Origin of the sequence: Halarsenatibacter silvermanii, from assembly GCF_900103135.1 — a bacterium.
GTDB classification, from domain to species: domain Bacteria; phylum Bacillota; class Halanaerobiia; order Halanaerobiales; family Halarsenatibacteraceae; genus Halarsenatibacter; species Halarsenatibacter silvermanii.
The window spans coordinates 1-20,798 of sequence record NZ_FNGO01000005.1; the positions used below are offsets into that span (position 1 = coordinate 1).

Sequence of the window (20,798 nt, forward strand, 5' to 3'; positions counted from 1 at the left end):
ATCTTAGCTGTCCGTTCCTTTGAAGCTCTCTTCTTAAACTCTCAATAGATTCGTGTTCAAATACTATTCCTGCCAGAATTGAATTCCACATTCCTCTGATGGGATTATCGTTCCTGCCGTGTTTTCTCTTTCTTTCAAGATGCCTCATCAGCTTTTCGTCAGGTAAAATCTCCATCACCAGTTTTAGTCTTGCTAAATCTCCCAAATCTTCACATTCACGGTAGCCAAATAGTCTTTTATTTGGTATAATAGCCATAGGGTGAAATTCCTCCTTTTCTGTTTTGGTGATTTCGCTCATTACCATTATATCAAGAATTAGGAGGAATTTCACCCCTTACTTATTTGTTTGGGGTCAATGTTTTTGCTATCTACTTTATCCTTCTCTAATCACCCTATATTCCACTACTTCTGGGGTAAATTGATTTTACTGCCTCGGCTTTTCCCCTTCATGCCATAGCTCATTTCTATCGAAAAAAAGCTCTTATTCAATGCAGAAAATGTCTGGTTCCGGTGAAGACCATCCTGATGCCGGCTTTTTTGCAGGCTTTTTTAATTTCTTCATCCCTTACCGAGCCTCCGGGCTGAATTATAGTTTTAATGCCCAGTTCATCGGCCTCCTGAACCGCATCGGGAAAAGGAAAGAAAGCATCCGAGGCCAGCACTCCCCCTCGCTGTCTGCCGGAAGCTTTTCTGCCGGCCATATGAAGTGCATCTATGCGGCTCATCTGTCCTGCTCCAACACCTACAACGGCATCATCCCGGGCCAGAACAATCGCGTTCGATTTGACGTGCTTGACTGCTCTCCAGGAAAACAATAACTCATCGATTTCTTCCTCATCGAGATCTTCTCCCACCACAACCTCGAGATCATCCGCGTCTAATCGTTTTTCATCCTTTTCCTGAACCAAAAATCCCCCGGGTATAATGGAGATGTCAAGATCAGGACCTTTTTCAGCAAATTCTTCCAGCTCCAGCAGACGGATATCCTCCCAGCGATCACTGAGAATTTCCACCGCTCCGGCGGTAAACTCCGGAGCTACAACCACTTCCAAAAATTTTCTGCCTCCGGACATCTCCCGGGCCACAGATTCAGTGATCTGTCTGTTGATACCTGCTATACCCCCATAGGCCGATTGAGGATCTCCAGCATATGCTCTCCTGAAAGCCACCACAGATGAGCTGGCTGCTGCCAGCCCGCAGGGATTTGTGTGTTTGATAATCGCAGCAGCAGCCCTCTCCGGAAACTCCTGAATCACTGACAGAGCAGCGGCTGCATCCTTCATATTATTATAAGACAACTCCTGCCCGTTGAGCTGTTCGGCATTGAGCAGATTTGCCCCTCGAGCAAAATCTTCTTTCCGACCGGAAGCAAAAAGAGCAGCCTCCTGATGGGGATTTTCACCGTATCTGAGGTCTTTTTGTTTTTTTCCGGAGATAAAAACAAAATCAGACATCTCATCATCTTCATTAGACCAGGCGGGAAAATCCCTGGATATGCCGGCATCATAATGAGTGGATATTTGAAAAGCTTTTTGAGCCATGTCCTTTCGCAGAGACTCGTCTGGCCCCCCTTTTTCAAGCTCGTCTATAAATCTCTGATAACAGGAGGGTTCCGGTAAAACTGTAACATCCTGATAATTTTTAGCAGCCGCCCGGATTAAACTTATACCGCCAATATCGATCATCTCGGCTGCCTGAGCGGTATCTGTGGGGTCGGATTCGATCTGTTCGAAAAAAGGATAGAGATTACATACGACAAGGTCTATGGGAGCTATGTTCTCATCCTGCAGGTCTTTCATATCCTCCTCTTCTTCTCTGCGAGCTAAAATTCCAGCAAAAAGCCGGGGGTGCAGTGTTTTAACCCGCCCGGAGAGCAGTTCGGGACTGCCGGTATATTCCACAACCCGGGTCACCTGAAATCCTTCCTCTTCCAGATGATCTGCAGTCCCTCCAGTAGCGATCAATTCTACATCATTCTCAGTCAGCGCACCAGCCAATTCAGCCAGCCCGCTCTTATCCCAGACACTCACCAATGCTCTGCTAATTTCAGTCAAAATTATCATTCCTCCAGCCTTTACAAACGATTATATTGATAAAGTTGAAATTGTTTAGTCTATATTATTTTATTCCCGATCAAATATAATATTCCTTTATACTGTGATATGATATAACTTTTTGGCGGCTGTGATAATTCAAACGTAAAATTTTTCGCCTAATATGTTGACAGCCATGAATTTTATGGTATAATTGTATTTGTAATGCCGAGGTGGCGGAACTGGCAGACGCGCAGCGTTGAGGGCGCTGTGGGCAGTATTGCCTGTGTGGGTTCGAATCCCACCCTCGGCACCATTTTTATTTTGTTTTTCTAACTGTAAGGATTGTATTCTTCACTTCCACTCTCAACCGATTCTTCTCCTAATATCAACTTCTCTTTTAATTCATCGAGATCTTTCTGGCTTTTACCAGCCTTCCATCCTCTCATAACTCCCACCATCCCGACAAGAAATCCAGCGGTCATCAGCGTAAAACTGATGAAATTTTTCAAAAAGGTTGAGTTCATCAGGCTGATCACCATACCTAAAGCCAAAAGCCACCCTGATATCATCAAAAATGATGCCAGCAGCAGAATATATTTCAATTTATAGTTCAACATCTTCCGGCTGCCTCCCTTCTCTATAGAGCCAGCAGGATACACTGCGCTCCTGTGATATCTCAAATTCCGGTGGTATTTCTGTACGGCAGACTTCATCTATGAGATACCGGCAGCGAGGATGAAATCTGCAGCCTGCCGGAGGGTCCATCAGACTGGGAGGTTCTCCCGGCGGCACTTCTTTTAATCTCTCAGCGTTGGCAGCATCAGGTTCAGATATAGCCTCCAAAAGTGCCATGGTATAAGGATGAGCCGGGTTTTTGAGCAGCTTTACAACTGGAGATTTTTCCACGATCATGCCTCCATACATAACTAATATCCTGCTGGAAAAATACCTGACGGTTGAAAGATCATGTGTTATATAAATTACAGCCAGATCGCGTTCTTTCTGTATCTTCTCTATCAATTCCAGAATTTCAACCCTGACCGAAGCATCAAGCATCGACACCGGCTCATCAGCCAGCAGAAGATCAGGATTTAAAACCAGCGAACGAGCCAGCACCACCCGCTGCTGCTGCCCCCCGCTCAACATATGGGGGAATTTCCCCAGATAATCCCCGGTAGGAGTCAATTTTAGCTCCTGCATGACTCTTTCTATCCTGGATATTCTTTCACTCCTATCCTTTATTCCATTGACTATCATAGGCTCCTCGAGTATGCGCTGTATGCTCATAAAAGGGGGCAGAGCACTATAGGGATCCTGCTGAACAAAACCCGTTTTTCCCTGATAGGATTTCATGATTTCTTCATCGTCAAAATCTAAAATTTTACCTCTGAATTTTATTTTTCCTTCTCTGGGACTGTGAATGCCGAGAATAGTTTTGGCCAGACTGCTTTTGCCGCAGCCCGATTCTCCTACCAGAGAAACGCTTTCCCCTTCTTCTATCTCCAGATCGACACCATCAACAGCCCTGACATATCCCTCGTGCAAAAACCCCCATTTTTTTATTTCAAAATAGGTGTGAAGATCTTCAACTTCCAGCACGGTTTGTTTATCCGTCTGTTTTCTGAGTTCAGTCATTCATCAACACTCCTCATACAGCCAGCATCTGACAAAATGATTTTTTTCGGGCTTAAACACAAAGGGTTCTTCGCTGCAGGCTGCAAACGACCGCGGACACCTTTCTAAAAACCGACAGCCGGCAGGAGGATTTAAAAGACTGGGAGGCTGGCCGGGTATATAACCGAGAGAATCATCATCAGCTTTGAGAGTGGGAACGCTTTCCATAAGGCTTTTCGAATAAGGATGTCGGGGGGTATCAAAAAAGTTTTGAGAATCGGTAAATTCGACTATCTGCCCGGCGTACATAACAGCTGCCATGTCGGCTATCTCACTGGAGGTGCTGACATCATGGGTGATGAGAATAAAACTTATATCAATTCTGTTTTTAATCTCGGTTAAAACATTCATTATATTGGCCTGAGTGAGCATATCCAGAGCCGAAGTGGGTTCATCCATAATTATAATATCCGGATCGGTAATAAGAGACATGGCCAGCGCTACCCTCTGTTTCATGCCTCCACTGAGCTCAAAGGGATATCTGCTCAAAAAATCTGCGGGTATTCCCACCAGATCAAAAGTCTCCTCCACCTTTTCTCTGGCCTCCTGACGATCTTCTGCCAGCTCGTGGACAAACAGGGGCTCAGCAACCTGGTCAAATATGCTGACCACTGGATTTAAAGCGTTCATGGCCCCCTGAGGAACCAGAGCAGCTCTTATCCAGCGCACCTCCCGGCGGAACTTTTCATCGTTATAGCCCATAATATTCTCGCCCTTTAATCTGCATACACCCTTATAAAGTTCAACATTTTTGGGCAGAAGTCTCAGAATTGCAGAACCCAGAGAGGTTTTACCACACCCGGATTCCCCCACTATCACCATACTTTTGCCCTTTTCCAGAGAAAAACTCACTCCATCAACCGCCTGCACAATCCCCTCTCCGGTCTTGTAATAAAGAAAGAGATCTTTTACTTCCAGTATCATGTCCTTTTCCCAATTCACCAGCTATTCCTCCCTCAATCTGGGATTCATAATTCTGTCCAGAGCAAAACCGGTCAGTGCAAAACTCAAACCGATAATCATCAACAGGGCCGCAGGCTGTAAAACCCAGTAATACTCCCCGAGATAGAGAGCTCCTTCGCTAAAGGCATCGTTGAGCACTTTGCCCAGTGTGGGCAGGACCGGATCTCCCAATCCCAGCATGGCCAGAGTGGCTTCCAGAAATACATAGGTGGGAATAGCCGTTATAAATTGAGGGATCAAAAAAGGTATAACTTTGGGAACCATATATAAAAATATCAGCCTTTTCTGACTGGAGCCATAGGATAAACCTGCCTCAATATAGGGTTCTTCTTTGATTGAAAGAAACATGGAGCGATAGGTGAAATAATAGGAGCTAAACACACCTTTTAAAATCAATATGCCGCCCATTACCCATAGGCTGCGGGAATATAGCATACCCACCAGAATCAATAAGACAAGATTAGAAATTACGAGATTGACCTGGGTTAATCTCTGACAGATCCAGTCAGGCCAGCTTCTAAACCAGGTCGCCACAGCAGCCACCAGCAGAGTTGATACATTGGCACCTACAGCTATCGCCGCTCCAAAGACCAGCGCCACAGGCAGCCCCCAGAGCAGCCCTATCTTCAGCTCGCGCCTGCGATGATCGGTTCCAAATAACCCATGCACCTGACCATAAGATACCATTTTCGCTTCTATCTCCGCCTCCTCTTCGAAGAGATAACCACTGATTCTCAGAGTATACTCACCTTTGAGCGGCTCCGGAGTATCTGCTTCCCGGTCCAGAAAGAGTCCGAGGCGGGGCGAATAATCGAATTTTTCCTCCAGTTCACCAGCGCTGCTGAGTCTGAAATTGTATTCATCTCCGATAGAAAAACTGTCGGTTTTATAACTGCGGCCGTCCGGTGTTTCCCAGGCTACATTTACGTGCGGTCGGGTTTCTTCATAATCGGCTGTAAAAAAGAGACTCAACTCGCTCGGGAAGCCATCATATTGATAATCATAAGGTATTTCTATCATGAACTCCGCTGCACCCTCGATATCTTCCCTGCTTTTGAACTCGGGATTTTCTCTGGTATCGATTGTATCGGTTCGGGGAATATCCTCCGCTGAAAACCAGTCATAATATATTGGCCTCGCCCGCCGCGGTGTTTCCTGCCAGACATCTCCTCCCCTCCAGAGGAGGACAGCCTCTTCATAGGGAATAAAAATAACCACAGCAATAGATATCAGAATCAATAATAAAATCAGTGCCAGCCCGACCATAGCGGAGGGATATTCTTTAATCTCTTTTAGCTGCTGTTTCAATCTCTGCATCAGCCAATCCCTCCTGATTCAGATCCTACCCTCACCCGGGGATCTAACACGGCGTAAAGAATATCCAGAAGAAAAAGAGTGAGAGCCAGCAGATAGGCATAAATTACCATAGCTCCTACAACTACCGGAACATCAAAAAGCCCGATAGCTTCATAAATCATCCTGCCCAACCCCGGCCAATTAAATACCTGCTCCAGCAGAACATTACCCATGAATAGACCGATCACGGCCATCATGAAGTTTGTTAGGATAGGAGGTATAGTAGGTCGAAGGATATATTTTCTCTCCAGCTCGCGGTCGGGAAGACCTTTAGCTTTGCCTATCTGCACATAATCCTCCTGCGAATAAATAAGAAAAAAGGTGCGATATTGATAGATGCTGATAAAAAACATCGACATCACACTGGCCATTACCGGAAGGATCAGATGGCGCAGCACGCTCAGCACATAAGCCCCCGTTTTTTGAGGCGGCGGTGCATCTACCATGCCTCCGTAGGGCAAAACCCCAAGAACTGCTGCAAAGATCAGGATAAGAAAAATCCCGTAAAACCAGCTGGGGGCTGCCGAAGTCGGGGCCAGAACTATTAGAATCCTGTCGACCAGGCTGCCGTATTTTCTGGACAAAATCAGAGAAATGAATATTGATGAGAAAAATAACAAAAGAAAAGACGATCCCATTAAAAGCAGGGTGGGAGGAAGTCTTTCCAGTATTATCAATCTCACTCTGCGTGAGCCGGCATCGCTGGTCAGCTGCTCAGCTCTGCCCAGATCCAGAGTGACAGCGTCTCTGAGGTAATAAAAACTCCTTATAATGAATGGTTCATCCAGCCCCAACCGCTGCCTTTCCCGTTCTACCAGCTGCTCCTCAAATTCTCTCCTGCGTTCGGCTGACCAGTCAGCCATTTCATCGGACATAGCACGCATCTGCTGGCCGACCTGTTCTCTTATCTGAGCCTCGCGAATATCATCAACTGCCCCTCCCATATTGGCAACCAGGATCAAAATATATACTCCCACCACTGCTGTCACCAGCAGAATCGCAAGGCGCAGCAGGAGATATCTGCCAATCCGGGAAATTTCGCTCCCGGCTTTTTGCGATTCCTCCTTCACTGATTTATCCCTCCACTTGTCATCATTTATTCCACACTCACAAATTCCAGCCTGCTGATTACGGGTGAGGCTATCTCATAGGTGGAAACAACGACCTCAAGTCGGCTCGAGCCTGTTATCAGTTCATCTGTTTTTTCTGCCGGTATTTCCAGCTCCCACCTGCCCGGTTCTATCTCTGTGAAGTGATCTCCTTCTGCCACCAGATTATCTCTCTCATCAAACAATAGATAGGTCATTTCCCTGAGTTCCTCTGCCGGATAGGGAGAGTCTTCATGAGTTAATTCCAGCTCAAATTCTGCCGCCTCACCGATATCGACCATATCCGGGGCTGAAATTTCAATTCGAGGAACCATCGGTTCTTCGAAAAACTCCCATCTATCCGCTCGATAAGGATAATCCTCAAATCTTTCCAGCTCCACCATACCCTCCACCGGATGAGCTGCCTCGAGATAATAAGGACCTGTGCCAATCCAGAAATGACCTTTATCTTCATACCAATTGTGCAGATTTTCATAACGCCTTTCAGCCTCTTTTTCATCTATAAATTCTCCCAGAGTATTCTCATAAGGTATATAGTTATCATCCTTCATCCATTCCAGCTGTTCTTTGATATATTCGAGGCTGGGGCCTCCTACATAGTTAGCATGCTCGATTTCCAGGGCATCAGCTTTTGCTGAAGTGTGAGCGATCAGCTCCTCGGCTTCTGCTCTAAAAGCAGCGTTCATGTTATGCCAGGCCCCGGAACCCTGATTCCAGAGAGGAAAACCGGAAGGAATGTACAATTCAGCGTCGAGATAATAAAGATCTGAATAATAATCTATTATCAGGGGATCTTCTTCAACAATTTTAAATCCCAAAAAGGTGTCCATGAAACTCTGATAGTCAGTTACTTTGGATTCATCATAAATATCGCTTTCCTCAGAGGCCCGATCAGCAAGCTCTATAAAATTCCAGACGACATCTGCCGCCGAAAATTCGCTGCCGTCATGCCAGTATATATCAGTGTCCCCGGGATATTTGGTGCGCACTCTTCTTTTAGCCCGGGGCAGCTCTTCAAATTCCTCACCCGCTGTTATAAATCGCTCTTCCTCTGCGTCCCATTCATACCAGGCATCTTCGGGAACCTGATTATCCTCCGGCTTTACTCTTTCCAAATCTACCCAATCCAGATTTTGTTCTACGGGCAAATCTTCCTGTATATAAACCTCGGCCTCGGAAAAGTTTTTGGGGTAATGCAGACCGGTATAGGGATCTACAGTATACCCTCCTTCAGAGGTGGCCCTTATCAGCATCATATCAAAAATCCAGTTGCTGCCGTCGGTAGGATTCCAGGGCTGGGTCAAAATAGAAGGCTGTGAGACCTCCACTGTTCCCCCTGGACTATCCTCGCTTTTTAGAGTATGAGCCCAGAGCCAGGCACCCGAAAGCCCGCCGGCATAATCATGCACCAGCTGAATCTCCTCGCGCAGAGGACTGAAAGATATACTGTCAGTAAGCCAGATCCGCTTGGCGTTACTCATCGAACCCCATAATGCTTTTTCGAATAACTTTTCTCTTTCTTCCAGTGAGCTGAAATCCCTCTGACTCAGGCGAAGATAGGCCTCATCCAGTTCTTCCGGAGGATCGTATTCCTGATAAAGAGGAGTTCCCAGACCCCGATCGGTGAAGAAAAAATCAAAATCAGCACCTTCATCCCGGCTGACAACTGTGCTGATCCAGGCTCCGGTATAAAAACTCCACTCTCCGGCATGGGGATTACCTGTCATCCATATAGGCGATGCTTCATCTGATGTAACGTACCTGCGTTCCACCTCAAAACCTTCATCCTCCAGCAAATTGGCAGTATAATCTCCGATCTCATGCCTTTCATCTTCCGTCCTTATCAGACCGGTTAAGGTCACCGGCTCCCCCTGATAATGCCAGTCTCCTTCGACTTTTTCCGCTCCCATAGCAAGCATCTCTTCCTCTATTCTCTCCGAGGCCCTATCGGGATCATGACTGTATTCAACCTCTATCTCCCGCTGGGTGGAAATGTGGCGGGAATAATCCATAAAAGCAGTGCCCAGCATCGTGTATTTTGATTCAGCCAGTCCTCCGTAAATTTCATCGACTATATACTCACGGTCCACCAGCCAGTTTAGGGCCTCGCGAAAACGAGGCCGGGCGAAAGGATTTAACTCGCCGGTGGCCTCAAAATAGGGTTCTTCGGGAGTTCCTGCCGGATTTAAAGTCAGCTCTTCATAGGACCCATAATTTTCGATATAATCGAGCTCTTCAGCTTCCTGCACTCTTTCTTTTAGATCCGATCGTGATAAAGCCTGGGCAAATATATCTATTTCTCCATCTCTCAGCCGGGTTATAGCCTCGGCAGGATCTTCAATTTCTGTGGCCAGGATAGAATCAAGCCATCCTCCCTGCGGCACCTCTTCTTGCGCCCTGGCTTCCGGAACAGCGGAAAATAATAAAGCTGCTAATATCAGCATAATAATTATCGAGCGATAATTTTTATCCATGCATTTTCACACCCCTGTATAATTTGCACTCAATCGGTGCTGGATATGGCGGCTCCGATAGCCGTTGAAAATTCAGCTTTCTCCGGAAAGTGAAATTCAACCGGTGATAGTTTGGTCTGTTTTAACATCTTCAAAACTTCCCGGCCTATCTTCATCTGGGCAAGCTTGCCGGTCAAAACAACATCATTCAATTCCATATTGCGAGCAGCAAAAACAGCCATCATTCCTACAGTTTGATAGACCAGATTGATGATACCCAGAGCATAATCTTCATCATCGGCATCTTTTTTTAGATTGCCAAAATTTGAGGCGGTTATATTTTTATTTAGACCTGTTATGTTATCCATGGTTATATCACCGACAGTGAGGTCCACCTGTGATAGATCTCCCTTCTCTGCCAGCTCTATCAGTTTTTCATAATCGTCTGTACCCATTATGGCATCTCCCAGACCGACCAGAGTTCCTCCTCCCACGCCGGTGCCGCCGAGATGCTTAATTTCACCTCTGTCATAATGAACTATGGCAGTTCCAGTTCCCAGGCTTACAATTACAGCTCTTTCCAGGGAGGTTAAATATGCCCCACCTGATCCAACCGCCTGAAATTCGTCGATTCTCCTGGTCTCCAGATGAAACAGGTCTTTATTTACATAGGAAGCTCCTACGCCGGTGATTGCCACATGATCAATGCTTTCAAGGCTTAAATCATGTTTATTGATGTATTTTCCCAGCGCTCCGGCAGCAGACGTCAGGGGATCGCTGGCTTCCACATTTAAAAAACCGCAGACCTCATCATCCTTAAAGCCTATTATGTCCGTTGTGCTGCCGCCTATGTCAATTCCCAGTATCAATGTCTTCGCCTCCCAAAAAATTGATTGATGTCCCTCTCCTGTTCTATCATATTTCTCTGCTTTACCAGCAGCCTTCGATTTCCCTTCCACATTCAGAACAGTTTCCATCTGCAAGTCTTTTTTCAAAAATCTGATGCTGGCGTCGGCTGATAAGCAGGTTATCACAGCCGGGGCAAAAAGTTGAATTAGCATCATGACCAGATACATTTCCTATATAAACGTAATTAAGGCCTATATCCAGGACCGTCTCTCTCATTTTTTCCAGCCTGTCCACAGAAACCGGTTCCAAATTTTCTTGCTGATAGGCCGGCATGGCCCTGTTTAGATGCAGCGGCACCTCCTGTCCGGAGTTTTCAACCAGCCAGGCGGCCATATCTTTTACTTCTTCCAAACTGTCATTAATTTCGGGTATGACCAGATAAATTATTTCCATCCAGATCTCATCTTCTGCTTCTATAACATTCCTGACAGTTTCCTGCACTGGCCTGAGCTTTCCCCGGGCACAATCGCTGTAAGCTTTTTCGCTGAAACCTTTAAAATCGACAATTAGACCATCAATATATTTCAAAAGCTGTCTGAGAGGGGGCTTTTTTATTGCTCCGTTGGTATGAACGATAGTTTTGATATTTTGCTTTTGAGCCAGGCCAGCGGTGTCTATTAGATACTCATAGTTTATGATCGGTTCATTATATGTGAAAGATATGATCTCCAGACCTTCTTCTCTGACCTTTTCCACCAGATCACCGGGCCGAATTCTGGTAACCTCCTGAACTCTGACAGGATCTTTCTGGGAAAGATGCCAGTTATGACAGAATGAACAGTGAAAATTACATCCTATACAGCCCACAGAAATCATCCCGGATCCCGGTTTAAAATGATACAGGGGTTCTTTTTCTACGGGATCGGTATTGATAACAGCCGGCCGATTGTAGTTGGCACAGATCAATTTGCCGCTCCTGTTTTCGCGGGTACGGCAAAATCCTCTGCTGCCCTCTTCAATTAAACATTCTCTAAAACAAAGCTGACAGCGCACCCTGTTCTCAGCCAGCATTTCATAATAACAGGCCTCATTTTCCGCCTCTTTATAAGCACATCCGGATATGCCGTCAGACACATTATCTTTTTCTTTCATCCCGCTCTGCCCCCCAGGAATATAATACCACTGGAATTTTGTGTTTAAAGTTTCTATGAAATTAATAGCCCTGTTATTCGCAGGATAAATCTATCACCATTCCTCGTAATGCACTTTTTTTTCGTCAAATCGGTCAACTTCTCCGCTTTCTCGGGCCGGATATCCGATGGAGATAACGTTGAGAGGAACAATATGATCGGGCAGATTTAATAAATCTGCTATGCCTTCGATCCTTTCCCGGCGGGGATATACGCCCAGCCAGACTGCACCCAGACCCAAATTTTCGGCCATTAAAAGCAAATTCTGAGTGGCCGCCGAGCAATCCTGAACCCAGTAAGTATCACCTTTCTTTCTATCACCACATACGGAGATGGCCAGCTGCGCATCTTCCAGCATATAAGAATGAGGATGGATCTTCATGATTTTTTCCATGATCTCGTCTGACCTGATGACAACAAAATGCCAGGGCTGCCTGTTATTGGCTGAAGGAGCTGATTTGGCAGCTTTTATCATTTCGTCTACTGAACTTTTGTCGACCTCTCCGTCCTCATAACTTCTTATGCTTCTTCTCTGGAAGAGCACTTTCTCAAAATCCACAACGAGAAACCCCCTTTATTTTATTGCTTATTAATAAATTGAACACCGATAACAGATTTCCTGCCGAGCCGGTTAAATATTGAAAGTACAAAATCAGTTTGATATAATAAGCAGTAGTTACATAATTAACAATACCCTCTTTGCGCTAATTTAAGATTCCTAAAATTAAAAGGAACTGAAAAAGGAGCATTAATTATGTACAGGATGTACAGGCCGAGAGCTATTTTTGCATTTTTTCTGGTTTTGGCTTTCTGGTTCCTGCTCAGCGGCAACTTTTCCATCTATAATCTTATTCTGGGTGCTGCTGTCAGTTTTGTCACTGTTTTATTTTTTCTAAATTATTTGCTTCATCAGCCGGTTAGGCCGATCGGTTTTTTGGGGTATATGCGTAAACTCATTCTTGTGATTTTATTTGTTCCCGTTTTTATCTTCCAGGCTTATAAGGCTTCTCTCCAGGTTTTAAAACTCATCTTCTTTCCTTCTAAAATATCTCCCGGGATTGTTAGAATAAAAACTGATGCTCCTACTGTTTCAGCTGTGAGCATGCTTGCTAATTTGATCACACTCACTCCCGGCACAATAACGCTTGATTACGATGACGAGGGAAATCATTATTACATACACTGGATTCAGGTGACAACTCATGATAGGGAAGAGATGAGAGAGATCATCATCGGTGCCTTTGAGCCCTGGATAAACCGGATATTCGGTTGAAATTTTTTTATGATCAAGAAAAAATCTGCTCGAAAATAATTCTGGGAGAGGTATTTTTATAATGTTAGAATTAATCATTTTTTTGATTTTATTATCAGCCACCATTTCATTTTATCGAGTGATAAAAGGTCCTTCGGTGCTCGATCGGATAGCTGCAGTCAGCGCAATCGGTATTATGATGCTGATCATATTGGTTATTATGGGTGTTTTCTTCTCCCGAGAAATATATCTCGATGTTGCTCTGGTTTACGGACTGCTGCTTTTCATCGATATACTCGTTATGGCTAAATACTTCGGCAGTCCCAAAAAAAGGAGGGAGTCGGAATCGGATTCTTAAACCCGCTTACCACGGCATTATATTACATTCTGACCTTCAGCGGAGCATTATTCTTTCTGGCCACCGGTGTAGCTCTGGTTAAATTTCCGGATTTTTACAGCAGGATGCATGCCAGCTCAAAATGTCTGGTGGGTGGGGGCGTATCTCTGCTGCTGGCCTTTATATTTAAAGAGGGTTATTCTCCGGTAACCTTTCGTTTAATCGTACTAATAATATTTTTGCTGATTACCAACCCTGTTGTATCTCATGCCCTGACAAAATCTGCTTACCAGATCGGAGTTATACCGGATAATATAATTGTCGATGATCTCAGTGAGAGGGGCAATCACAATGAATGATCTTATCTTTTATTTTCTGCTGCTGCTGCTGGTCATGGCTGCTGGATATGCTTTGTTTTCCAGGAATCTGCTCAATTCAGTGGTAACTTTGAGTATATTTAGCGGTCTGCTGGTGGTGATACTCATCGCTCTCCAGGCTCCCGATGTAGCTCTGGCAGAGGCAGTAATTTCTGCTGGAATTATGACCAGCTTTTTTATTATCACCATCAGCAAAACGGGGGGAGCAGAATGAACAAACACAAAATCACCAGCTTGATTTTAGTATCGGCGCTGGGAATCGTCATAATGACAACTTTTTATTACATAAACAATATCGAAATAGAAAGCTTTCTGGCAAATTATTATGTGGATGGCGGGGTAGAGGAAACTGGCGCCATAAATCTTGTGACAGCCGTGCTTTTTGATTACAGAGCTTTTGATACCCTCGGTGAGGCAACTGTAATATTCACGGCAGCCTCGGCTGTTGCCATGCTTATTCCTAAAAAACACACAGCCATGCTCCGCACTGAATTCACAGCAATTGTGCATCGAACTATTGCTCTCGTACTCCCATTTTTCTTCCTTATAAGTCTGCACCTTATATTCAACGGCCATCTCTCGCCGGGAGGCGGTTTTACCGGAGGAGTCGTCATTAGCGCTGCCGTTATATGCATCATCTTCACCTATGGTTTTCTTTACATGGAGAGAAGAATAACTATTGAAGGCCTTTCTCTGGTCGAGGATTTAGGCGCTCTGGCCCTTTTGCTTCTGGGTATCGCAGGAATAGCTATGAGCAGTCATTTTTTCTCCAGTGCTCAGGCAGGTTTTTACCTGGGCAACCCGGGTGAATTATTGAGTGCCGGAATCATGCCCCTGGCCAATCTGGCCGTTGGTGCCAAGGTTGGAGCAGGATTGAGTATAATATTTATCGCGCTGGCAAAGGAGGAATGAATGTTGTTACCGGTATATTTTGTTGTCACCCTGCTCATCTGCATGGGTTTATACACTGTTTTGACAAGAAGCAACATGATTAAAATAGTTGTGGGTATTAGCATTATAGAATCTTCGATAATACTGCTGCTGGGTGTCATGGCCTATGTGCCCGAAGGTACCGCACCTGTTCTCGACCAGAGTTATGAGGTGGTTGTTGACCCTCTGCCTCACGCCCTGGCTCTAACAGCTATCGTTATAAATGCAAGTACGACTGCTATTATGCTCGCTTTGGTGATTAAATTATATGAGCATTACCAGACTCTTAACATACATGAGATTACAGAACTGCGTGGCTGACATCCCAAAAAAATCCCGCTGAGTGGTTCTTTTTATATCAATCTGGTTGATAGACAGGAGGTAACTATGGAAGCGACAATTGACCTGGCCATCTGGATTATAATCATACCTTTATTCGTCGGTTTTGCCAGTGGTGTTGTACATCATTTCAAAAAATCTCTGCTGACTCCCTTTGTTCTGACTGCAGGATTTGGTTATTTTTTGCTTGTACTCACACATCTGATTTTTAGAGATCAGCTGCCCTATGTTTATAACCTGGGAGAATGGGGCAGGGATGTTGCTATTAATCTGGCAATAGATGATTTTACCATGGTTATGCTCATATTGCTGGCTGTAATAGTTTTGCTGGTAACTATCTATTCCAGCGTAACTATAGACAAAAAAAGAGGCAAGTTTTTTCTTCTCTTCAATATATTGATAGTCGGGGTTTCGGGTATGGTGATGACATCTGATCTGTTTAACCTGTATGTATTTTTTGAAATCACCTCGATAAGTTCTTACAGCCTGGTGGCCTTTAATGATGAGCATTTCAGCATAGAAGCAGCTTATAAATATCTGATAATAGGGACAATAAGTGGGGTCTTTTTGCTGCTGGCGATAGTGCTGACCTATCAGGCTACCGGCACTCTAAATATGGCTCTGATCCCGGATAAACTGGCCGGAGTTAATCCCACCGTACAGCAGGCTCTGCTCAGCTTTTACGTTATTGGACTGGGCGTAAAGTTTGCCATGGTCCCTCTTCATACATGGCTTCCAGATGCTTATGTGGGAGCCCCGATTGCCTATAATGTCCTCTCTTCCGGGTTGATCATAAAAGCCTGCTTTTTTGCTCTGATGAGGGTAATTTACATATTTTTTGGCATCGAATTTTTGCAGGAATTTTCCCTGAATACTATTATGAGTTACTGGGGAGCTGTTACCATAATCTTCGGACATTCAGTGGCTTACCGTCAGTCCAATGTCAAACGCATAATGGGTTATTCTACCATTGCCCAGATTGGTTATATCATGGTAGCGTTTGGCCTGGGAACAGCAGCCGGCATAATAGCCGGGAGTTTCCATCTTATCAACCACGCTATAATGAAAAGCACGATATTTTTTGCCTCCGGAAATATGGCCAAAATATCAGGGGGTTATGAACTCGAAGACTTCAAAGGAATCGGCGGTGTCATGCCCAAAACCTCACTGCTATTTGTGTTGATTTTGCTGGCCCTGGTAGGTCTTCCTCCTTTTAATGGCTTTGTCAGTAAATGGATGATTCTCGAAGCTTCAGCCGAAGCTGAATATTATTTCCCTGCGCTTATGGTGATTGTCGGAAGCGTGATATCACTGGGGTATTATCTCGGTATTATTCGATCTATTTTTACCAGTCCCGAAGTTGATATTGACAGGCTGGAGCTGCCGGAATTTACAATTTCTGAAGAACTGCCGCCATTTTTTCTGGGGGGAGTTTGTGTCATCACCGGTATTCTGCCGATGATTGTTCTCAATATCATAGATGGCGCCCCTCAGTTTCTGCTGGAAAGGGCCAACTTCATAACATTAATTCTGGGGGGAGGTTGATAACATGATAAATCCTGGTTTTTTCTTTATAATAGCCGGTATTTTCAGCTATTTTATAGACAAAAATAAAAAACTTTTCATTCTGGCCACGGTTACCAGTTTAACAGCCATGTATTATATAATATTCGGCATCACATTCGGCAGAATTCCTTTCTATGAATCTCTCCTGGTTTTTGAATTTATGGATCTCGAACTGGTACTTTTCAGGGTTAATTCAATCTCAAGAACGGTTTCTATAATATTCGTGTTGTTCGGCTACAGCGGTTTCATATACTCATACCGGCTGGCCAGCAAAAAATTCTTCCTGATCTCTTTACTGCTGGTGGGTTTTTCGGTCTCACTTCTTTATGTGGGAGATCTATTCTCTTTTTTCGTATTATGGGAATTGATGAATATAGCTACCTTTTTCCTGGTTTATGATATGTCGGATGAAAAAAGGCGTCAGATAGCCCAGTACTTCTTTTTGATGCTTATATTTGGCGGTATGTGTCTTCTCTGGGGTATCATTCTTCATTACACCTCAACAGGCAGTATAGCTCTGGATACTGCTCAGGCAGGCAGAATATTTTTTATAATTTCTGTGGCTATCAAGATGGCTTTTGCCGGAGTTCATACCTGGCTGCCCAGAACTTATACTAATGTCCCCTTTCTTTACAGTGTGCTTCTTTCGGCCTATACAACCAAGGTTGGAGTTTACGGACTTTATCATCTTCTGGATGGAGAGTTCATAATGTACGCCGGTGCTCTCAATGCACTTTTTGGGGTGATCATGGCTTTACAGCAATCTACTATTCGCAGGATATTGTGTTATCATATTGTCAGTCAGGTTGGCTACATGATAGCAGGGATGGGGCTAATAACTCATGCCGGCAATATAGGAGGATTTTTTCATGTGATCAATCATATACTTTATAAGGGACTGCTTTTTATGATGGCAGGTTCAGTGATTTATTCAGTCGGCACTGAAAAATTAAAGGATCTGGGCGGATTATGGAAAAAGATGCCTATAACTTTTGTGGCGGGGCTTATAGCCTCTCTATCGATTTCGGGTGCCCCATTTTTCAACGGCTACCTCAGTAAAACTCTGATAAAAGCTGAAACCCCCAGCCAGCTTGTTTATTATGGCCTCTATATAGCCGGTATCGGTACCACACTTTCTTTTGCCAAAATAATGTATTACACCTTTATCAGAGACACCGAGCAGGAAGTTGAAATAAACCGCAGCCCCACTGTATCGATGAAAACAGCTATGATTTTCCTCTCGGCAGTTATGATGATAATGGCCTGGACACCGGGTATCAGCGAAAACGCTTTCAATATTGAATCAGGTATCGAGTATTTCTCGCTTTATCACTTATGGGGAGGAGCCCAGCCGGTATTGCTCGGCATATTGAGTTTTCCTTTTCTGAGGAGATGGCTCAAACCGCATGAAGTTGAATCTTTTGGAACAGACCCCTATTCTCGCCTGGGAAGAGCTTTTACCAGCACGCTCTGTCTGGTTCTCTCCCGACTTCATACAGGAGATGAAGTCAGGTATATTTCCTGGTTACTACTGGCACTTGTATTTTTGTTTTTCAACATATATTTAATAAACAATGTCTTTTTTGTCAACACCTCTTATATAAGCATAATTATGTGAAATCGTTAAAGGTTATATCATTAACGAATCCTTTGAGATAAAAACAGTTTGATTGATATTTTCTGGCTGCTAAAAATAAAAATATCACTTGAGCAGATCTGCAAATGACCGCAGGACATCAGGAATAAGAGAAGAACCAGCGCGAAATTTTTCTTTGCTCGAATCATATCGTGAACGTTGTAAAAAACAGATAAATATGATAAAATTATCACGAAGAGATACGGTTTAAACTGAAGCAGGAAGGGAGGCAGAAAAATTGAAAAATAAAATTAAAAAATTTAAAACACAAAATATCAACAGATTCTTGCTTATCACTTTAACATTGTTTTTAGTTTTTGCTGTGAATTTACTTATCTTTAATCAGATGACGATATCTGCCCAGACGGACAATGAAGTGATCAACATCGAAGATGAAAATTTAGAAGAGTATATCAGGGAAAAACTGGAACTTCAGGAAGATGAGCCAATTTACAGATCTGAAGCAGCCGAAGTTGAAGATTTAAGAGCCTCCTTCAGAGAAGTCGAATCGCTGGCAGGATTGGAACATTTCGAAAATTTGCGCTGGTTGAGTCTCTGGGGGAATGATATTGATGACCTCTCGCCCCTGGAAGAACTGGAAAATTTAAATTATCTCAACTTTTACAATAATGATGTGACTGATATTTCTCCCCTCTCCGACCTGGAAAATCTTGCCTGGCTGGGATTTATCAACAATGATGTCCAGGATCTTTCACCGGTGAAAAATTTAGAGCGGTTAAGAACACTGGATATCCGTAATAATCGCATAGAAGATATATCTGCCCTGGAAAATATAAATAATCTTGAATGGTTCGACTTCAGAGATAACCGGGTGAGAGATCTCTCACCTCTGTCTGAAAACGAAAACATGCAGTGGCTGGATTTTAGGAATAATCGGATAAAGGATCTCTCTCCGCTTGCAGAAATGGAAAATCTTAAACATTTAGATGCATGGAACAACGAGATAGAAGATATAAGTCCGCTATCTGATCTTTACAATCTGGAGCATCTCTCATTGACTTTTAATAATATTGAAGAGACTGAAGCACTGGAAAATCTGACAGAACTGCAAGAGCTTAAATTGAGCGGCAATAAAATAGAAAACATAGAAGCTTTAAAAGAAATGAATGATCTGGAATATCTAAATTTAAGTCAAAATAATATCACAGATATATCGGCTCTGGAAAATCTCGCAGGCATAGAAGAATTATGGCTAAACAACAATTTAATAGATGATATCTCGCCACTCAGCAATCTTACCAGTCTGGAAAAGTTGAGTTTCAGTTCCAACCAGGTCGAGGAGATCTCTTCTCTGAGTGAGCTGGAAAATCTGGAAGAACTGAGGTTCAGCGGAAATAGAATTGCTGAAATAGATGCCGTGGAAAATATGGAGAATCTGCAGGAGCTTCATCTGGCCTCTAACAGAGTTAAAAACATCGAACCTCTGGTAGATAACGACGGGCTGGGAGAGACAGCCAGCGTATATCTCTGGGAGAATTATCTCGATATGACCCAGGCAGGCCCGGCCGGTAACCAGCTCGAAATACTGGAGGAGAGAGGTGTCGATCTGCATTATCAGCCTCAATTTGAATGAGGATAATCAATAAAGCTCTTTTCAATATTTAAGCTGGAATGAAGATATTAACAGCACGAAAAAGAGCCGGCTGAGGATTTTTTGAGAACACCAAAATCCCAGCCGGCCCTTTATTATTTTACGAGAAATTAATTCTGTTGATTATATTTTATCATTCAAGCATTTTATCCCAGCTGGTAAGGTGCACCTTTTCGTCCGCAATAAAGTCGCAGACCTCCATAACAGCATCAAGATTGAGAGCGCCGTAAATATGAGGATATTTTTCTCCGGAGTCATAAAGATCTTCGTAAACTATATCCGCTTCCACCTTTTCCTCGTCTATACAGAGAAGCAGAAGATCCTCTCTGCCCTGAAAAACCCGGGCGATAACCTCGATAAGCTGAGGGGGACGCGAGCAGTTGATATATCCCTGTTCAGACAGCGTTGAAGGAACATAATAACCTTCTTCTCTGGCACTGCTCCATCTTTCTTTGCTAGTTATATGGATAATCATCTTTCAGCCCCCCTCCTGGCTAAAAAGAAGTATGGTCAGTTTTCATCCAGACCGGAGAGAAAATCTATGATCTTCTCCACATGACCATCAACATGAACTTTGGGATAGGTTTTCATAATTTTACGCCCATCCAGAATATAGGTGCTCCTTTTTACAAAACCGAAAAAATTCATAACATCGTATTCCTGGCAAACCTCTCCATCCTCGTCAGCCATCAGCGGAAATTCAATATCATTTGAAAGAGCAAAATCCTTTACGGGCTCCAGTTCATCTTTGCTTATGCCGGCCACATTAGCGTCCAGCCTCTTTAAATCATCAATGTGGTCTCTAAATGAGACCGCTTCCGTTTTTCAACCGGGACTATCACCGCGAGGATAAAAAAACAAAATCAGAAATCTTTCTTCGAAACTGTCAAGGCTGTATGTCTTACCATCCTGAGCCTTCAGTTCAAAATCCGGTGCTTTTTCTCCAGTCTCCAGCATATATATCACCTCTTGACAATCAACTTTTAAAAAGTTGTTAAAGCAGATACCCTGTGATCAAAAAATAATATAGCCCCGCCGATTTGCAGGGGGGCAGAAAAAATATTCAACTGATCAGGTCCAAAACTTAGTAAATTCTGTAGTATAATTATATAAATACAA

21 protein-coding genes, 1 tRNA gene and 1 pseudogene are annotated in these 20,798 nt (G+C 43.8%); 10 read left to right on the plus strand and 13 right to left on the minus strand.

Annotation, left to right across the window (positions count from 1 at the left end; all coding sequences use genetic code 11):
• Together BLT15_RS03505 and purH are read right to left on the minus strand one after the other, a co-directional pair.
• Positions 1-256: pseudogene (locus BLT15_RS03505) on the minus strand (DDE transposase); the annotation flags it as partial.
• Between the two features lie 229 nt (positions 257-485).
• Complete coding sequence (purH, locus tag BLT15_RS03510; protein WP_159429799.1) at positions 486-2,054, minus strand: bifunctional phosphoribosylaminoimidazolecarboxamide formyltransferase/IMP cyclohydrolase; 1,569 nt, start codon at positions 2,052-2,054, stop codon at positions 486-488.
• 206 nt (positions 2,055-2,260) lie between these two features.
• On the opposite strand from purH, the gene BLT15_RS03515 reads away from it, so the two are divergent.
• Positions 2,261-2,349: transfer RNA gene (locus BLT15_RS03515), tRNA-Leu, on the plus strand.
• 16 nt (positions 2,350-2,365) lie between these two features.
• On the opposite strand, the gene BLT15_RS03520 is transcribed toward BLT15_RS03515, so the two are convergent.
• The 9 genes from BLT15_RS03520 to BLT15_RS03560 form a co-directional block, all read right to left on the minus strand.
• Positions 2,366-2,653, minus strand: coding sequence for a hypothetical protein (locus BLT15_RS03520; protein WP_089758725.1), 288 nt, complete (start codon positions 2,651-2,653; stop codon positions 2,366-2,368).
• Positions 2,640-3,671 carry an ABC transporter ATP-binding protein gene (locus BLT15_RS03525; RefSeq protein WP_089758728.1) on the minus strand — a complete coding sequence of 344 codons (1,032 nt, stop codon included), beginning with the start codon at positions 3,669-3,671 and terminating at the stop codon, positions 2,640-2,642. The genes BLT15_RS03520 and BLT15_RS03525 overlap by 14 nt, the downstream gene beginning before the upstream one ends.
• A 3-nt stretch (positions 3,672-3,674) precedes the next feature.
• The gene (locus tag BLT15_RS03530; protein WP_089759001.1) at positions 3,675-4,634 is read right to left on the minus strand and encodes an oligopeptide/dipeptide ABC transporter ATP-binding protein; all 960 of its coding nucleotides are present in this window, start codon (positions 4,632-4,634) and stop codon (positions 3,675-3,677) included.
• A gap of 21 nt (positions 4,635-4,655) precedes the next feature.
• A complete protein-coding gene (locus tag BLT15_RS03535; protein WP_089758730.1) occupies positions 4,656-5,990 on the minus strand; it encodes an ABC transporter permease in 1,335 nt (444 codons plus the stop codon).
• Positions 5,990-7,099, minus strand: a complete 1,110-nt coding sequence (locus tag BLT15_RS03540) for an ABC transporter permease (protein WP_089758732.1) — start codon at positions 7,097-7,099, stop codon at positions 5,990-5,992. The genes BLT15_RS03535 and BLT15_RS03540 overlap by 1 nt, the downstream gene beginning before the upstream one ends.
• A gap of 26 nt (positions 7,100-7,125) precedes the next feature.
• A complete protein-coding gene (locus BLT15_RS03545; protein WP_089758734.1) occupies positions 7,126-9,612 on the minus strand; it encodes an ABC transporter substrate-binding protein in 2,487 nt (828 codons plus the stop codon).
• 29 nt (positions 9,613-9,641) lie between these two features.
• The gene (coaW, locus tag BLT15_RS03550; RefSeq protein WP_200769686.1) at positions 9,642-10,568 is read right to left on the minus strand and encodes a type II pantothenate kinase; all 927 of its coding nucleotides are present in this window, start codon (positions 10,566-10,568) and stop codon (positions 9,642-9,644) included.
• Positions 10,522-11,592 (minus strand): AmmeMemoRadiSam system radical SAM enzyme, encoded by a 1,071-nt coding sequence (gene amrS / locus BLT15_RS03555; protein WP_089758738.1) that lies wholly within the window; start codon positions 11,590-11,592, stop codon positions 10,522-10,524. Before amrS ends, coaW begins: the two co-directional genes overlap by 47 nt.
• Before the next feature lie 93 nt (positions 11,593-11,685).
• Positions 11,686-12,189 carry a nitroreductase family protein gene (locus BLT15_RS03560; protein WP_234985489.1) on the minus strand — a complete coding sequence of 168 codons (504 nt, stop codon included), beginning with the start codon at positions 12,187-12,189 and terminating at the stop codon, positions 11,686-11,688.
• A gap of 195 nt (positions 12,190-12,384) precedes the next feature.
• Between BLT15_RS03560 and BLT15_RS03565 the strand changes: the two genes are divergently transcribed.
• The 9 genes from BLT15_RS03565 to BLT15_RS03605 all read left to right on the plus strand — a co-directional run bounded on the left by BLT15_RS03565 (position 12,385) and on the right by BLT15_RS03605 (position 19,661).
• Positions 12,385-12,903, plus strand: a complete 519-nt coding sequence (locus tag BLT15_RS03565; RefSeq protein ID WP_089758740.1) for a Na+/H+ antiporter subunit E — start codon at positions 12,385-12,387, stop codon at positions 12,901-12,903.
• Positions 12,904-12,964: 61 nt separating this feature from the next.
• Complete coding sequence (locus BLT15_RS03570; RefSeq protein WP_089758741.1) at positions 12,965-13,240, plus strand: MrpF/PhaF family protein; 276 nt, start codon at positions 12,965-12,967, stop codon at positions 13,238-13,240.
• A 29-nt stretch (positions 13,241-13,269) separates the two neighbouring features.
• The gene (gene mnhG, locus BLT15_RS03575) at positions 13,270-13,578 is read left to right on the plus strand and encodes a monovalent cation/H(+) antiporter subunit G (protein ID WP_268762226.1); all 309 of its coding nucleotides are present in this window, start codon (positions 13,270-13,272) and stop codon (positions 13,576-13,578) included.
• A complete protein-coding gene (locus BLT15_RS03580; protein ID WP_089758745.1) occupies positions 13,571-13,810 on the plus strand; it encodes a Na(+)/H(+) antiporter subunit B in 240 nt (79 codons plus the stop codon). Before mnhG ends, BLT15_RS03580 begins: the two co-directional genes overlap by 8 nt.
• Positions 13,807-14,508, plus strand: coding sequence for a hydrogen gas-evolving membrane-bound hydrogenase subunit E (gene mbhE, locus BLT15_RS03585; protein WP_089758746.1), 702 nt, complete (start codon positions 13,807-13,809; stop codon positions 14,506-14,508). Before BLT15_RS03580 ends, mbhE begins: the two co-directional genes overlap by 4 nt.
• 3 nt (positions 14,509-14,511) lie before the next feature.
• Entirely contained in the window at positions 14,512-14,847 is a 336-nt protein-coding gene (locus BLT15_RS03590) for a sodium:proton antiporter (protein ID WP_427854142.1), read from the plus strand.
• A 66-nt stretch (positions 14,848-14,913) separates the two neighbouring features.
• Complete coding sequence (locus BLT15_RS03595; protein WP_089758751.1) at positions 14,914-16,410, plus strand: complex I subunit 5 family protein; 1,497 nt, start codon at positions 14,914-14,916, stop codon at positions 16,408-16,410.
• A 4-nt stretch (positions 16,411-16,414) separates the two neighbouring features.
• The gene (locus BLT15_RS03600; protein ID WP_089758754.1) at positions 16,415-18,049 is read left to right on the plus strand and encodes a proton-conducting transporter transmembrane domain-containing protein; all 1,635 of its coding nucleotides are present in this window, start codon (positions 16,415-16,417) and stop codon (positions 18,047-18,049) included.
• Between the two features lie 364 nt (positions 18,050-18,413).
• A complete protein-coding gene (locus BLT15_RS03605) occupies positions 18,414-19,661 on the plus strand; it encodes a leucine-rich repeat domain-containing protein (protein WP_143423006.1) in 1,248 nt (415 codons plus the stop codon).
• A 151-nt stretch (positions 19,662-19,812) separates the two neighbouring features.
• Here the strand turns inward: BLT15_RS03605 and BLT15_RS03610 are convergent, their stop codons facing one another.
• Both BLT15_RS03610 and BLT15_RS13520 read right to left on the minus strand, forming a co-directional pair.
• The gene (locus tag BLT15_RS03610) at positions 19,813-20,154 is read right to left on the minus strand and encodes a DUF952 domain-containing protein (RefSeq protein ID WP_089758758.1); all 342 of its coding nucleotides are present in this window, start codon (positions 20,152-20,154) and stop codon (positions 19,813-19,815) included.
• Positions 20,155-20,189: 35 nt separating this feature from the next.
• Positions 20,190-20,636 carry a peroxiredoxin gene (locus BLT15_RS13520; protein WP_234985490.1) on the minus strand — a complete coding sequence of 149 codons (447 nt, stop codon included), beginning with the start codon at positions 20,634-20,636 and terminating at the stop codon, positions 20,190-20,192.
• Positions 20,637-20,798 lie beyond the last annotated feature (162 nt).

Excerpts from the sequence above, each read along its gene's own strand:
- BLT15_RS03530 (WP_089759001.1), bottom strand. The coding sequence starts at position 4,634 with ATGATACTGGAAGTAAAAGATCTCTTTCTTTATTACAAGACCGGAGAG.
- mbhE (WP_089758746.1), top strand. The coding sequence starts at position 13,807 with ATGAACAAACACAAAATCACCAGCTTGATTTTAGTATCGGCGCTGGGA.
- BLT15_RS03600 (WP_089758754.1), top strand. The coding sequence starts at position 16,415 with ATGATAAATCCTGGTTTTTTCTTTATAATAGCCGGTATTTTCAGCTAT.
- BLT15_RS03595 (WP_089758751.1), top strand. The coding sequence starts at position 14,914 with ATGGAAGCGACAATTGACCTGGCCATCTGGATTATAATCATACCTTTA.
- BLT15_RS03605 (WP_143423006.1), top strand. The coding sequence starts at position 18,414 with ATGACGATATCTGCCCAGACGGACAATGAAGTGATCAACATCGAAGAT.
- coaW (WP_200769686.1), bottom strand. The coding sequence starts at position 10,568 with ATGGAAACTGTTCTGAATGTGGAAGGGAAATCGAAGGCTGCTGGTAAA.
- BLT15_RS03545 (WP_089758734.1), bottom strand. The coding sequence starts at position 9,612 with ATGGATAAAAATTATCGCTCGATAATTATTATGCTGATATTAGCAGCT.
- BLT15_RS03580 (WP_089758745.1), top strand. The coding sequence starts at position 13,571 with ATGAATGATCTTATCTTTTATTTTCTGCTGCTGCTGCTGGTCATGGCT.
- BLT15_RS03570 (WP_089758741.1), top strand. The coding sequence starts at position 12,965 with ATGTTAGAATTAATCATTTTTTTGATTTTATTATCAGCCACCATTTCA.
- amrS (WP_089758738.1), bottom strand. The coding sequence starts at position 11,592 with ATGAAAGAAAAAGATAATGTGTCTGACGGCATATCCGGATGTGCTTAT.
- BLT15_RS03535 (WP_089758730.1), bottom strand. The coding sequence starts at position 5,990 with ATGCAGAGATTGAAACAGCAGCTAAAAGAGATTAAAGAATATCCCTCC.
- BLT15_RS03525 (WP_089758728.1), bottom strand. The coding sequence starts at position 3,671 with ATGACTGAACTCAGAAAACAGACGGATAAACAAACCGTGCTGGAAGTT.
- BLT15_RS03520 (WP_089758725.1), bottom strand. The coding sequence starts at position 2,653 with ATGTTGAACTATAAATTGAAATATATTCTGCTGCTGGCATCATTTTTG.
- BLT15_RS03610 (WP_089758758.1), bottom strand. The coding sequence starts at position 20,154 with ATGATTATCCATATAACTAGCAAAGAAAGATGGAGCAGTGCCAGAGAA.
- BLT15_RS03565 (WP_089758740.1), top strand. The coding sequence starts at position 12,385 with ATGTACAGGATGTACAGGCCGAGAGCTATTTTTGCATTTTTTCTGGTT.